The following is a 13,036-nucleotide window of genomic DNA, read 5'->3' on the forward strand; positions in this document are numbered from 1 at the left end:
CCGCCTAAGAGGCATCAGCTCTCGGGTGCTATATCGAACACTGTCGCGCCGCCTAACACCAGCGTCCACAGCCGAGCGCTGTCAGGAACACCATCAAAGGCGGAATCATAGTCCGGCTCAGGAACATAGGTCAGGGTGTAGCTGCCGTTCTCACCTGCCTCGACAAGCACCTTTTCGGTCAGCGCCAGCACAATCGTGGCGTTGATCCGGTTGGTGTTCGTCGTCTGCATCTCGAAGGTCAGGGCTTCATGGGCTGGAAGGCGCAGCCGCTCGGGCTGATGGCGCGCCAGCCATGCGAGCACTGTCACCATAATCACATCAAGATTGCCCTCAAAGTCGCTGACAGAAATAGTCAGGTCGTAGCGATATTCAAAGCTCAGGGTTTCAGACTGGGCGATGGCGGTTCGTCCCTGGGTGATGGACAGTCTCAAGATCTCCGGATTGAGGGCGAGGCCAGGCACCGCCTCAAGGAGATGCTGGCGCAAAGAGTCAGGTTTGATCATCAGATTCTTCCTTACAGGTATTGGGTGCATGCCAAGCAATAAGCCGTTCAAGCTGACTGATCGCTTCGGCATAGCTCTGGGCAAGGCGCATGATGGCCTTGCGAACGGGGCGCGGCACCACCGCTGTGACTTCGGTTGGAAAGCCCTCGGGGCGTTCGGGGCAGGCGAGGAGCTCTGCTGGCGGCATATCCCGAGTTTCAACCGCAATGATGGTAGGCGGGGTTTCAGCGGCTCGTTGGGCGCAGGCCTGCAACGCGGTTGAGAGCAGCAAACCAGCTGCCATTGACCTGATCATCATGAACCTGTTCCTCAGCATGAATCATAGCGGTGGCGGCGGCGCGCTGCGCTTCAAGGGCAGCTGCGCGCCGTTCGGCATCACGTGACTGCTTGTCCTCCCGCTCCTGCAGCACGGCGATCAGGCGCTGCGCGGTTGCCGCCTGGGTGTCGCTTCTGAAAGCAGAAAGCAGCTTTACTTTTCTCGCACACAGCTCGCCGGGTGTGTCCTTGTTGGATTCAAATGTACTGCCGGCACTGGCGCAGATCAGTTCGGCCATGGCGAGGATGTCATCCCGCTCCGCACGCACATTGGCATATGCGGCCCACAGTCCAGCTGCCATTCCAGCGACCAGGAACAGTGTGAGAAAGCCGCGATGCTGACCCAAGAAAGAGAGTAGCTTAGGCAAAGCGATCATGGCTCAACCCCCAGATGGCTTTGGCACGGGCAAGATAAGCGCGCCGGTCGGCAAGCCCATTGGTGCCGCCATTGATCCGACGCGTGACGGTCTCAAGGTCATCCCTGTCGGCTGCGCTGTTGAGCGACCGGTCGGTCCAGAACAGGCAGGCGATGCGCACAGCCAATTCCGGTTCGGCCGCACGGTCCGGGTGGCTGATAAGGTCGATCCCCAGCCGCGCACCATAGGTCTGGTAATTGGCTCGGCCAGTCAGCTGAAAAATGCCGCGGCCGCGATACCGCTCGCCATCGCCTGCGGCGAAATTGCCCAGATCCTGCCGGTGATCGTAGCGCTGTAGATAATCATCCCATGGATCCGGATCAGGTCCATCGCCCGAGCCCCGCTCGACAAGATAGCGAAAGCCGCCCGTCTCATGCGCTGCCTGGGCCAGGAAATGGCTCATACGCAACGGCGTGACGATGCCGAAGTAACGAAAATCGGCGGCCATGGCCGTACCCAGCTGTTTGCCGCGCGCGGCTAATTGGCGGTTAGCGGTGTAACTGGACCAGGCGGCAAGGCTCCTGGGGCCAAAGACTCCGTCAACCGGGCCTGGGTCATAGCCAGCCTTGAAAAGACGGGTCTGGGCAGTCAGATACTGCGCGGCTGGGATCATTTTGCTCTCCCAAGAAAACTTCTGAGGAAGCCCGGAATTTCTGCCGCCAGATCGCCGGCGGCACGGGTGAATTTTGGCGCGGCCTCGAACGCCACCATGGCGATGACAAAACCCACCGCTTGGGCGACAAACGGCGAGAAATCGAATAGCTCGCTTGCGGCCATGGTCACGTAGTAGCTGACGCAAATGCCGGTCACCCACTGGATCAGGCGTTGTCGCCAGGAGAGGCCGGGCCGCCAGGCCTGGCCAACGGCCGAGCCAAGGGCAGCCGGGGCCAAAGCTGCCGCAGCAGTTTGACCCCAGCCCCAGATATCGTTGATGATTTCAGAAAGGGGCATCGCGCTAATCCCAAAGTTGAACCAGGGGAAGGCTGGCTGGACCCGGCCGGAGGTCAGGCACGACGACTGGGGTCCCGAGGGGAAGGCGCGGGCCCAAATCGGCAAGGCCGGGGTTGGCCTCGAGCACGGCCGGCAAGGCGTCCACACTAAGGGCGGCCTCCCGCCAGATGAGACTATCAAGGACATCTCCTTGGGCAGCGGTCAGGGTACGGGGCATGAGCAGATCTCCAGGATGGCTTGGGAGTTGGAAGGGATGAGCGGCACGGAGGGTGGCTTCAGGGCAAGCCCAACCATGAAGGTTGGGCGAACGCGGCATGCTGATCGTGTTGTGGCCATGGTCCCCCTCGGTCGGCTGTCCGCAGCCAACAAAAAATTCATGTGGGTATGAGGGGGTAATCAGCCGTTTCGCTCAAGCACGGGCTGTTGTGTGGATCAACCATACAACACGTGAGCAGGCACACGCTTGACCTTGGGCCGGGCCGATGAATGGTTTTGTGACCGGGCCAGGCGGCAAGCTCTGCCATTTGAGAGATCCCCGAGGATAGCCAACGGTTACGACACGTTGGCTGTTAACTTCCCTGTAACCAACTGTTTCACTGCAGCTTATATGAAAAGAGCCCAGTGATGCGGCGGTTGGCCGCCAGCGCTCTCGGTTTTGCACTCTAAGGCTAGGTCACTTCTGCGACAGCCGCCCCCTAATTGTGCTGTCTTGCCTTTTTATTAGTAGACGTTGCTCTAATATACGTTGGCTGGTTCCTTGCTGAAGAGCTTGGGATCAGCAGGTTGTTAACGTGACAGGCTGAGCCTTTATGTATCCCGATGACGCTGTCAGTGAACCAGCCCGTAGCTTCCTGAGCGCGGAGTGCGAGACAGCCGCGCTGATGCGTAGCCTAGACTGGGCCAGCGGTCCGCTCGGTCCGCCGCACCGGTGGCCCCAGTCCCTCAAAACCCTTGTGGAGGTGATGCTCGCGGCCAAGCAGCCCATGTTCATTGCCTGGGGTGCAGAGCGGACGCTTCTATATAACGATGGTTATATGGAGATTCTGGCCTCCAAGCATCCAAGCGCGATGGGACGGGACTTCCTGAAGGTGTGGTCGGAAATCCAGGACGACCTCATCCCGATTGTCGCGCAGGCCTATGGCGGGCACCCGGTGCACATGAGCGATATTACGCTCTTCATGGAACGCAAGGGGTATCGGGAGGAAACACATTTTTCCTTTAGCTATACGCCGGTTCGTGACGAACGCGGTATAGTTGCAGGTTTCTTCTGCCCTTGTGTCGAAATAACGGATCACGTCTTTGCGGAACGACGTCGCATCGCTGAGGCAGCGCGGCTGCAGCGGCTGCTTGAGAGTACGCCGGGTTTTTCGGCCTTTCTCAGCAGTCCGGACCTTCGGTTCGAGTTTACCAACCGGGCGTTTTCGAGGTTGGTCGGAGGGCGGGATTGCATAGGCCGCACGGTAACCGAAGCCTTGCCTGAGATCGCGGCTCAAGGCTTTCCGGCCGAACTCTACAATGTCTACGAAACAGGGGTGCGGTACAAGGCATACCGTACGCCGGTTCGCATCCAGGCGTCTCCGGATGCACCGGCAGAAGAGCGCATTCTTGACTTTGTTTACGAGCCTGTCTTGGACGACATCGGCGGTGTGACCGGCGTTTTTGTCCAGGGATATGACGTCACTGAACAAGTACGCGCCGAGGCGAACGTTCAGGAGCATCAAGCGCGTCTGGCTGTCATTCTTGAGCAAGTTCCGCTTGGTGTCGGGATGTTCGGTCCGACTGGCTGCTTTACACTTCACAATGCGGTGCTCGCGGACTTGATAGGGGATAAAATACCGTCTCGCCAGCACAAGGCGATGGAGAAGTGGCAAGCCTTTGACGCGAGAGGAAACCTGCTGGATGTGGAAGATTATCCTGGTGTGCGCTCCTTGCGAGGAGAGGACGCATCCCAGCCGGTGAACTTCCGGCATGTGCAGGGCGGAGAAGAGCGATGGATTCGTGCATCGGCAGCTCCGCTGAGGGATTCGGCAGGCCAGGTAACTGGCGGTGTGTTGGTGGCGCAGGACGTAACCGACGAGGTCAACAATCAGCGCGCGTTGCGCCAGAGCGAGGAACGCCTGCGCAAGATGCTGGAGATTGGCACGGTCGGTATTATTTTCTTCCGTATTGATGGCTGTATCGTTGAGGCAAATGACGCCTTCTTCGCCATGACCGGATACACCCGAGACCAGGTTGCCGCCGGTGCGCTACGCTATGATGACCTGACCTATACGGGGTGGGAATGGCGCGACCATCAGACATTTTCTGAACTCTCCGCCACCGGGCAAAGTGGGCCATTCGAAATGGAGTTCTCCCTGCGGGATGGCTCACGCAAGTGGGTTCTGTGCGCGAGCCAAAAGCTGGATGATGCGACCGCTATCGAGTTCATCATCGACATCTCTGCCCGCAAGGAAGCGGAGACCAAACTGCATGAACTGAACGATACTCTCGAATACCGGGTCTCACAGCGAACGGCCGAGCTTGCGCAGGCACAGGAGGCGTTGCGGCAGAGCCAGAAACTGGAAGCCATGGGCCAGTTGACGGGCGGTGTTGCTCACGACTTTAATAATCTGCTGATGCCCATCATCGGAGGACTGGACCTTCTGCAGCGGCGCGGTATCTTCGATGAACGCGCGCCCCGTATCATTGAGGGCGCGCTGGCTTCGGCGGAACGTGCAAAAACGCTGGTGCAGCGGCTGCTGGCTTTTGCTCGGCGTCAGCCGCTCCAGCCGACAGCCGTGAATATAGGAAAGCTCATTGAGGGCATGGTCGACTTGATTTCGAGCACGACCGGGCCGCAGGTGCGCGTGACAACGCAAGTGGAGGAAGGCTTGCCGCTGGCCTGGGCTGAGGCCAACCAGATCGAAATGGCCCTGCTGAACCTCAGCGTCAACGCCCGTGATGCCATGCCAGAGGGGGGCGTTCTCACCATTTCCGCCACCGAGGAAACGGTGGGCGGAACGCATCAGGCTGGATTACGTGTAGGGCGCTATATCTGCCTCTCGGTTACCGATACCGGGATCGGCATGGATGAGGCCACGCTCAAGCGGGCAATCGAGCCGTTCTTTTCGACCAAAGGCATCGGCAAGGGGACGGGGCTTGGTCTGAGTATGGTCCACGGTCTGGTGGCGCAGTTGGGTGGCGGCATGACGATTGCCAGTCAGCCAGAACGCGGCACGAAAGTTCAGATCTGGCTACCCGTAGCGGCAAACTCTGTTGAAGTCGTTGCAGCAGAGGAGGCGGCCGAGGCGACCATGACCGTCGGAACCGCACTTCTTGTAGATGACGATGAACTGGGGCGCACCAGCACGACCGACATGCTGGATGATCTTGGTTACACCGTGGTTGAAACAGCCTCGGCTGAGGCTGCTCTACAGTTGCTGGCGGAAGGGCTGCGACCGGATATCGTCATAACCGATCACCTGATGCCGGGTATGCCCGGCACGAAGTTCGCCCGGAAGGTCCGCCGTCAGTTCCCGGCAATGCCTGTTCTGATAATTTCGGGCTATGCCGAAGTGGAGGAGATTGGCTCGGATCTTCCACGTCTCACAAAGCCGTTCCGGCGGGCTGATCTTGCCGCAGCGATTGCCGACATGAAAACCGCAGCGAGGCCGGAGCCGCTGTTATCCGGGCAGCCCTCCGAGTAGCTCTGGTTGAGGACCGCTGTGAAGGCATCCCTCGTGCCGATTGTCGCAGCACGAGGGTCGCACCGATGCGCTTCAGTCTTCTACCTCTGGTCTCCAGGGAACGCCGTTTATATGGCCGCCGCCATCAACGAAGAACGTGTTGCCGGTGGTGTAAGCGCTACCCTCGCTTGCAAGAAACACGGCAACCGGTCCGATATCTTGAGTTGCATCACCAAAACGACCGGCGGGAACCTGGGCCAGAATCTTCTCGGTCATCTCGGGATTGGCCGCGAAATAGTCCTTCGCCTGCGGGCTGGTGGCAGAGGGACAGATGATGTTGCAGGTGATGCCGTAACTGCCCCATTCAACGGCGGCTGTGCGTGTCAGGGCGCGCACGGCTTCTTTGCTGGCGTTGTAGGCGACGGTGAACATGTGGGCGTTGACGCCATTGAGTGAGCCCAGGTTGATGATGCGGCCGTACCCCTGCTTCTTCATGAACGGAAAGGCCGCCCGCATGGCCCGGAATACGGCCCAGTAGTTGAGATCGAAGGACCGGGCCATGTCCTCATCGGTATGGTTTTCCAGCCGCTTCGGGAAACTGCCGCCCGCATTGTTGACGAGAATGTCGAGGCGGCCGAGTTGCTCAACGGCGCTGTCGATCATTCGGTTCACGTCATCGGCCTGGGTAACGTCAACCGCCTGTGCAAAGGCGCGCACGCCGTGGGTATCACGAAGCCAGGCAGCTTCACGCTCTGCTTCCTCTATCCGGCGTTGGGCAATAACAATGTCGGCACCTGCCTCGGCAAGCGCGCGGGCAATACCCTGTCCTACCCCCTGTCCGCCACCGGTTACGAGCGCGGTGCGCCCCTCAAGCATTTTCCCCATGTTGCCTCCGCTGTTATCTTGGCGTTTGCCGTCAAGGATAAGCCCAAACAGCGGGGCGGAGTAGCTATGCAGATACTGCAGGTTTGAGGCGGGCCATCGGGGCGTGTCGTAGGCCGGATCAAGCTGTAACTGGACAGGACGAGCGAGGAGTGACGGGGCTGAGCCCGCATCACTCCTCCAGGCCCCTATCACTCCTCGAGGATCGCCTAGCGAACCACGAGATTAATGGGTTCGGCCTTGAAGTCGACGGTAGACAGGATGCGCTCCAGCGCGTCGGCACCTGCTCCCGTGACCTGCCCCGCTTTGACCAGGCCGGAGACAGGGCTGCCGGAGACAAGCTGAGCCAGCGCGGCACGGTCCAGCGCCGCTTCCGGCGTATCCAAAGCTGGCGCATCCTTAAGCTGCACGGCCTTCAAGGTGCTGTTGCGCAGGTGCAGCAGCCAATTGCCGTCGGCACCGAGGTTGAGGCGGACTTTAGCGTCAGCATCACCGGCGCGGGTTGGATCGACGCGGAACCGTAAAGTCTGGAGCATGGCGGGAACGGGAAGGCGCTTCACGTAGTCCGCGCTCACGTAGCGCTGTGTCAGGTTCTGGCGATTGAGCGACCCATCAAGCTCCTTGGCTCCCATCAGATAAAAGCCGCGGCGGCTTGAGTTGTCCGTCGCATACCCGAGTTTGCGGAACGCGGCGGCCTTGATCTTGCGGGCCTCCATATCCTCGTGATTGATGCGGATCAGCGGTGTGGTCAGCTCGGCGGCCCACTGGGCGTCGCCGGCCTTGAACGCGTTCATGGCTGCGGCAAGCACGCGGTCACGGCCCCCCATCAGCTCGACGGTGCGCTGTGCGGCCTCGATCGGCGGCGTTGGGTCCAGCTCCGTTGCATCGCCTGAAAACCAGCTGATGTAGCCCACATAGTAGCTGCGGGCAGAGTCAGGCACCGTACCGTAGTACTCCCCCGTATAGGGATCGGAACGCAGGAAAGGGGGGAGCTCGTCCAGCGCTTCGGGAAGCTCCCGCACCGTCAACCCCTTATTGATCAGCCGGATGGTCTGGTCGTGCGTGTACTGGATAGCGTCTTCGTACTTCGACAGCAGGCTTTTGACCCGCTGCGTGCCGCTCACCACCGGGCCATGCAGCGGCACCATATGTTCGGCATCGAAGGCTTGCATCCGCCGGAGCGCCTCAACCCAGCGCGGCGCATCCCGCATCTTGGTGCCACGCATCGAATGGAGTTGAGGGAAGGTCGGCCCCTGCACTTCGTCGCCCGAGATTAATGTTCGATGATCGGGCAACCAGACCGCGATGTGGGAGGCAGCCTCGCCGCCTGTGTGGAACAGGTGCATCCGGACCCCTGCAATCTCTACGTCGCGCGCGCCATCCACATCAACGAACTGTGTCGGCGCGATGTAGCCGGACGTGTTGGCGCTTGCGGTCCCCAGACGGCCGCAGCATCCAACGTGATAATCCGCAGCTTCCTGTCCTTCCAAGGCGAAGCCGAACATATAGGCCGAACGGGCAGCCACGATCGGAACTGTGGCGACGCCCTCGTCCGCAAGCTCCTTGAGGAAATTCGAAGCCGCAAAAACGGGCACGGCGCCGCTGGCAACATCCTGTGGATCGGCAAAGACCGCCGCGCCGTTGATATGGTCAGTGTGGTGGTGCGTGTAAATGATCGCCTTGACCGGTTGCGTGCCGATCTCCTTGCGGATCTTCGCAAGGGCACGGGTGGCCAGTTCGCGGTTCATGCCGGTGTCGACCAGGATCAGGCCATCCTGTCCCTGAATGACAACAAGGTTTTGGCCGTGAAACTCGATCTGCCAGACAGGTGCATTGCCAACGCGGGTGACCCGTTCCTGGAACATTTTGCCGTGGGCGATGTAGTTTGCCGGTGCCGAATAAGGCACTTGAAGCTCGGTTGCGCTTTCGGCGGAAACCGGAGAGACAGGCGCGGCAGCAATGCTGCCTGCCGCAAGCAGCGCGTAGGCGCCGCTGCGGAGGAATGTCTGAATGTTCATGATAGGGCTCGCCTTTCGTCTGGGCGTAAAACTTACATGCCGAGCGGCGCCGGCGCGCGGCGGCTCAGGATCATGTCCGTGCGCTGCTTGAGCGGTTCATCAACCGCCTCGGGGTGAGGCAGGAGCCAGTAGTCCCCTTTGCGGATGCCGGAGAAAACGAAGTCGGCCAGCGTGTCGGGCGACATACCGTTCGACGTCAGCATGTCGCGCAGCATGGCGACGAACTTCTCTTCGGCCGGACCGGTGGTTTTGCCGAACGGATCCTGGAAAATAGCGCTGGTGACCGGACCGGGGGCGAGCAGGGAAACGCCAATCGGAGCATTGATCATGCGAAGTTCGGTCTGCAGAGATTCCGTCATGGCGACGGCTGCGGCCTTGGTGGCCGAGTAAGGCGCCATGAGTGGGCTGGGCAGGAAGCCGCCGATTGAGGCCGTGTTGACGATATGGGCCGGACGGCCGGCTTCAAGCATGCGCGGCACGAAGGCGTGAATGCCGTGCATGATGCCTTTAACGTTTACATCCAGAGAACGGGCCCAGCGTTCAGGCTCGATTTCCCAGGAAAAGCCCGTGGCCATGACGCCCGCGTTGTTAAAAAGCAGATCAACGCTGCCGAAGGCAGCGTACGCTTTTTGAGCCAGCGTCTGGACGGATGCTGCGCTGGCCACGTCAGTCGGCACGGCCAGAACTTCACCGGCCAGAGTTCTGGCGAACTCCTGAAGCTGATCCGCCTGAATATCGGCCAGCACAACGCGCATGCCCTCTGCCAGCGCCTTGCGCGCCAGACCGGTGCCAATGCCGCTTGCCGCTCCGGTAATAACGGCAACGCCTCCTTTTATACGCAAAGCATCAGACATTCTGTTCTCCCCATTATTATGAACTTTGTGCCCGCCTCAGGTGAAATGCGGGGGTGTTTGGGCGCAGCCGCGCAGAAAGAGGCGCACGCCGGTTGCGGCGAGGTCTGCATGGTGTTGCTCGTTGAGATCTTCTGCTGTGATGACGAACCGCAGGCCGTACGTCACGAGGGTGAAGAAGGCGCGCTTGGCGAATGGGCCGGGCGGCGGCGCGCGATGTGCGGCGATCCGCTCCTGCAGCGCACCCTCCGGGGCCGCCAGCATCTGTTCGTAAACCCAGCGCGCGGTCGCGGGAAACCGGTCGGCTTCGCGGATCATCAGGCGCTGAAGGGCAAGGCTCTCCGGTGCAAGGTGACGCTCCAGCGTCCAGCGGGCAAGCTGGGCCAAATCCTCTTCAAGCGAGGCATCGGGGCGCGCTGCGGGGCAGTCTTCGCACCAAAGTAACTTAGCCAGATGCTGGACCGCGCGTATGAACAAGCCGTTTTTGTTGACGAAATGACGATGAAGGGTGGCCGTTGAAACGCCAAGGGTGCCGATGATGCGATCGAGATTGGCCTGTCGAAACCCGTATTTCAGAAACTCGGCGGCAGCGGCATCCAGAATTGCCGCGACGCGATCTTGCGGCAAACGCAGGGACAAGGCCTTGGCTTTCGGGAACTCGCCTTCCAGATCAGTCTGCGAGCCCGCATCGCAACCGTCCACGCCTTCAGCCAGGCAGGCCATATAGCCTTCAAGCATCATCAGGACGCTGGTGCGCGCCAATGTCTGCAGCGCCTCTGGCGTCGGCTGATCATAGCCGAAAAGGTAGCGCGAGCCCTCAGCGGCAAGGCTGGCAAGGCGGCGGCTGGTCTCGACCGCATCTGGGGCAGAATGATCGCCGGCTTCCAGCAGGGGTGCCAGCTGCTCGACCGGGATTGCGAACGTGCCGAGGCGAAGGCGTCGCAACTCCTCGTACAATTCCGGAAACTGTCTGGCCGCAACGATGTTGGCTCGAACCAGACCCCGACGCTCAGCTGTCAGGGCGGCTTGCAGATAGTGCTGAACATGGCTCGTCAGGAGCTGGCTGGGCGAACGGTTTTCTGCCGATGCCGCCACAGGCTGGGGAACGGCCGGGTTCTGCATGGCATCCCGCATAACCGCTGCAAACAAGTCTGCCTTGCTGGGGTGCAGGGTGTAGATGCTCTGCTTGCTGACGCGAGCGACCCGCGCAATCGCATCAATGCTTGCGCGCTCGAAACCTTTGTCCAGAAAGACTTGGCGAGCGGCGGTCATGATGCGCTGCGTGGCTGAAGTCTGCATTGCCAATCTCCCGGCTGAAACCCTCGCGCAAGTGTGCATGAGAGGTGCACTGCCAACCGCAGGCATTCCAACCACCCCTTGGCGCCAAGGGATAAGACCGCTTTCCAGTCTTAGCAAGTACGAAAATTTTTAGTACAGAGATGCCTGAGGTCAAAATATACCCTTGGGGATAATTGCCTTGCATCCGGATGCGGAGATGCCGCAGATTTGAGGCCTTGGTGGTGTCCACGGCAGGGAGAGGATATCGGTGAGCATCAATTCGCTTGATCACGTGAACATCCGAACCTCGCGGCTCGATGAATCGATCGCGTTCTACCGGGACATCCTGGGTCTGACCGTCGGAACCATCCCCGGGTTTCAGGACACGTCGCGGGGGGCGTGGATCGAGGCAGGGAATGGACGCGCAGTCATTCACCTGAACGCGGCGATGCCGGGGCCAGACTTTCTGGGAGAGGACCGGAACTGGTCAGAAATCAAGGGGTCGGGCCGCGTTCACCATGTGGCGTTCGACTGCACAGATTTCGAAGCCATGCATCAGAGGCTGACGGACGCAGGCATTCCGCTGAAGCTCAACACGGTGGAGGCCATAAACCTGCGACAGATTTTTATCCAAGACCCCAACGACGTACTGCTTGAGCTGAACTTCCACGGCGATTGATCGTCGCTGCAGAATTGCATCTAGCGGCCTCGCGCAGTTGCGTGACCAGCGGCCGATCGTGATACGGGCTGGCGGCGGGGGAAGGATCGCGTTACCAGAGCAGGCTGTGCTGCCGAGTGCGGCGGTGGAACAGGGCTTGGCAAGGCGAGGGGGCGGCAAATGAGCGTGACGACGGTTGACGCGGTTCAGACCATCCAGAAGAGCCGTTTGAAATCAATCGTTGGCGGGTCTGCCGGCAACCTTGTCGAGTGGTTCGACTGGTATGTCTATTCGGCCTTCACCCTTTATTTTGCGCCCAAGTTCTTCCCGGATGAAAACCCGACGGCGCAGCTGCTGAGCGCGGCGGTGATTTTCGCCATCGGCTTTCTGATGCGCCCCATCGGCGCATGGGTGCTGGGGACCTACGCGGACCGCAAGGGGCGCAAGTCGGGCCTCAGCCTGTCGGTCAGCCTGATGTGCCTTGGCTCGCTGATCATCGCCTTGACGCCCACCTACGAGACCATTGGCATATGGGCACCCGTCCTGCTCGTGGTGGCGCGCCTGATGCAGGGCCTGAGCGTTGGCGGCGAATACGGTGCCAGCTCCACCTATCTCAGCGAAATGGCCGGTCGGAACCATCGCGGTTTCTTCTCCAGCTTTCAGTATGTCACGCTGATCTCCGGGCAACTGCTTGCCTTGCTGCTTCTCATCCTTCTGCAATCCACCCTGACGGATGAACAATTGCACGACTGGGGGTGGCGCATCCCCTTCTTCATCGGTTCGGCACTGGCGGTTGTGGTCTATTTCATCCGTCGCGGCCTGCTGGAAACCCAGTCGTTCGAGGAGAAGGACAGCCACGCCCGCGCCGATCAGGAGAAATCCAGCCTGTTTACCCTTTTCATGCGGTATCCACGCAAGGCGCTGACGGTGATGGCGCTGACGGCAGGCGGCACGCTCGCCTTCTACACCTACACCACCTATCTCCAGAAGTTTCTGGTCAACACCAGCGGTTTTTCCAAGGAAGCCGCCACGCAGATCACGGCTGGTGCGCTGTTCGTTTTCATGCTGGTCCAGCCGCTGGCTGGCCTGCTGTCGGACCGCGTCGGGCGCAAACCCCTGATGATCGGGTTCGGCATTCTGGGGGTCGCCTTTACCTATGTGATCTTTGATGCCTTGGCCAATACCCAGTCCGTATGGGTGGCCTTTGGCTTGTGTCTGGCCGGGCTGCTGATTGTCACCGGGTACACCTCCATCAATGCCGTGGTGAAGGCGGAAATGTTCCCGGCGCATATTCGCGCGCTGGGCGTTGCGTTTCCCTATGCCTTGGCCAACACTCTGTTCGGCGGTACCGCCGAGGCCGTGGCGCTTGGGTTCAAGCAGGCGGGGGCAGAGAACTGGTACTTCTGGTATGTGACGGGAATGATCGGACTATCACTGCTCGTCTATATTTTCATGAAAGATTCCAAGCGCCATAGCGAAATTCTCGAGGATTGAGCCGG

General features: G+C 60.3%; 13 protein-coding genes. 3 read left to right on the forward strand and 10 right to left on the reverse strand.

Features of this window, described 5'->3' with window-relative positions; all coding sequences use genetic code 11:
- Positions 1-14: 14 nt before the first annotated feature.
- From VIG90_RS11100 to VIG90_RS11125, 6 genes are read right to left on the reverse strand one after another with little or no spacing between them, the layout of a single operon-like run.
- On the reverse strand, positions 15-503 hold the full coding sequence (locus tag VIG90_RS11100; protein ID WP_331593580.1) for a phage tail protein: 489 nt from the start codon (positions 501-503) through the stop codon (positions 15-17).
- Positions 490-690, reverse strand: a complete 201-nt coding sequence (locus VIG90_RS11105) for a hypothetical protein (RefSeq protein WP_331593581.1) — start codon at positions 688-690, stop codon at positions 490-492. The genes VIG90_RS11100 and VIG90_RS11105 overlap by 14 nt, the downstream gene beginning before the upstream one ends.
- A gap of 37 nt (positions 691-727) precedes the next feature.
- A complete protein-coding gene (locus VIG90_RS11110) occupies positions 728-1,195 on the reverse strand; it encodes a hypothetical protein (RefSeq protein WP_331593582.1) in 468 nt (155 codons plus the stop codon).
- Entirely contained in the window at positions 1,179-1,847 is a 669-nt protein-coding gene (locus tag VIG90_RS11115) for a glycoside hydrolase family 19 protein (RefSeq protein WP_331593583.1), read from the reverse strand. The genes VIG90_RS11110 and VIG90_RS11115 overlap by 17 nt, the downstream gene beginning before the upstream one ends.
- A complete protein-coding gene (locus VIG90_RS11120) occupies positions 1,844-2,185 on the reverse strand; it encodes a hypothetical protein (RefSeq protein ID WP_331593584.1) in 342 nt (113 codons plus the stop codon). The genes VIG90_RS11115 and VIG90_RS11120 overlap by 4 nt, the downstream gene beginning before the upstream one ends.
- A gap of 4 nt (positions 2,186-2,189) precedes the next feature.
- A complete protein-coding gene (locus VIG90_RS11125; protein ID WP_331593585.1) occupies positions 2,190-2,501 on the reverse strand; it encodes a tail protein X in 312 nt (103 codons plus the stop codon).
- A gap of 646 nt (positions 2,502-3,147) precedes the next feature.
- Between VIG90_RS11125 and VIG90_RS11130 the strand changes: the two genes are divergently transcribed.
- Positions 3,148-5,871, forward strand: coding sequence for a PAS domain-containing protein (locus tag VIG90_RS11130; protein WP_331593586.1), 2,724 nt, complete (start codon positions 3,148-3,150; stop codon positions 5,869-5,871).
- Positions 5,872-5,943: 72 nt separating this feature from the next.
- On the opposite strand, the gene VIG90_RS11135 is transcribed toward VIG90_RS11130, so the two are convergent.
- From VIG90_RS11135 to VIG90_RS11150, 4 genes are all read right to left on the reverse strand, one after another.
- Complete coding sequence (locus tag VIG90_RS11135) at positions 5,944-6,735, reverse strand: SDR family NAD(P)-dependent oxidoreductase (RefSeq protein ID WP_331593587.1); 792 nt, start codon at positions 6,733-6,735, stop codon at positions 5,944-5,946.
- A gap of 206 nt (positions 6,736-6,941) precedes the next feature.
- Positions 6,942-8,639: an alkyl sulfatase dimerization domain-containing protein gene (locus VIG90_RS11140; RefSeq protein ID WP_331593588.1), complete on the reverse strand. Its 1,698-nt coding sequence runs from the start codon at positions 8,637-8,639 to the stop codon at positions 6,942-6,944.
- 143 nt (positions 8,640-8,782) lie between these two features.
- Positions 8,783-9,604, reverse strand: coding sequence for an SDR family NAD(P)-dependent oxidoreductase (locus VIG90_RS11145; protein ID WP_331593589.1), 822 nt, complete (start codon positions 9,602-9,604; stop codon positions 8,783-8,785).
- A gap of 36 nt (positions 9,605-9,640) precedes the next feature.
- Positions 9,641-10,900 carry a TetR/AcrR family transcriptional regulator gene (locus tag VIG90_RS11150; RefSeq protein WP_331593590.1) on the reverse strand — a complete coding sequence of 420 codons (1,260 nt, stop codon included), beginning with the start codon at positions 10,898-10,900 and terminating at the stop codon, positions 9,641-9,643.
- A 247-nt stretch (positions 10,901-11,147) separates the two neighbouring features.
- On the opposite strand from VIG90_RS11150, the gene VIG90_RS11155 reads away from it, so the two are divergent.
- Both VIG90_RS11155 and VIG90_RS11160 read left to right on the forward strand, forming a co-directional pair.
- Complete coding sequence (locus tag VIG90_RS11155; RefSeq protein ID WP_331593591.1) at positions 11,148-11,558, forward strand: VOC family protein; 411 nt, start codon at positions 11,148-11,150, stop codon at positions 11,556-11,558.
- A gap of 159 nt (positions 11,559-11,717) precedes the next feature.
- Positions 11,718-13,031, forward strand: coding sequence for an MFS transporter (locus VIG90_RS11160; RefSeq protein WP_331593593.1), 1,314 nt, complete (start codon positions 11,718-11,720; stop codon positions 13,029-13,031).
- Positions 13,032-13,036 lie beyond the last annotated feature (5 nt).

The organism is Pedomonas sp. (assembly GCF_036515995.1).
In the GTDB taxonomy this organism is placed as follows: domain Bacteria; phylum Pseudomonadota; class Alphaproteobacteria; order Sphingomonadales; family Sphingomonadaceae; genus Pedomonas.

What these genes read in the sequence shown, in the direction of transcription:
- VIG90_RS11100 (WP_331593580.1), bottom strand. Translation starts at nt 503, where the DNA reads ATGATCAAACCTGACTCTTTGCGCCAGCATCTCCTTGAGGCGGTGCCT.
- VIG90_RS11105 (WP_331593581.1), bottom strand. Translation starts at nt 690, where the DNA reads ATGCCGCCAGCAGAGCTCCTCGCCTGCCCCGAACGCCCCGAGGGCTTT.
- VIG90_RS11110 (WP_331593582.1), bottom strand. Translation starts at nt 1,195, where the DNA reads ATGATCGCTTTGCCTAAGCTACTCTCTTTCTTGGGTCAGCATCGCGGC.
- VIG90_RS11115 (WP_331593583.1), bottom strand. Translation starts at nt 1,847, where the DNA reads ATGATCCCAGCCGCGCAGTATCTGACTGCCCAGACCCGTCTTTTCAAG.
- VIG90_RS11120 (WP_331593584.1), bottom strand. Translation starts at nt 2,185, where the DNA reads ATGCCCCTTTCTGAAATCATCAACGATATCTGGGGCTGGGGTCAAACT.
- VIG90_RS11125 (WP_331593585.1), bottom strand. Translation starts at nt 2,501, where the DNA reads ATGCCGCGTTCGCCCAACCTTCATGGTTGGGCTTGCCCTGAAGCCACC.
- VIG90_RS11130 (WP_331593586.1), top strand. Translation starts at nt 3,148, where the DNA reads ATGCTCGCGGCCAAGCAGCCCATGTTCATTGCCTGGGGTGCAGAGCGG.
- VIG90_RS11135 (WP_331593587.1), bottom strand. Translation starts at nt 6,735, where the DNA reads ATGGGGAAAATGCTTGAGGGGCGCACCGCGCTCGTAACCGGTGGCGGA.
- VIG90_RS11145 (WP_331593589.1), bottom strand. Translation starts at nt 9,604, where the DNA reads ATGTCTGATGCTTTGCGTATAAAAGGAGGCGTTGCCGTTATTACCGGA.
- VIG90_RS11150 (WP_331593590.1), bottom strand. Translation starts at nt 10,900, where the DNA reads ATGCAGACTTCAGCCACGCAGCGCATCATGACCGCCGCTCGCCAAGTC.
- VIG90_RS11160 (WP_331593593.1), top strand. Translation starts at nt 11,718, where the DNA reads ATGAGCGTGACGACGGTTGACGCGGTTCAGACCATCCAGAAGAGCCGT.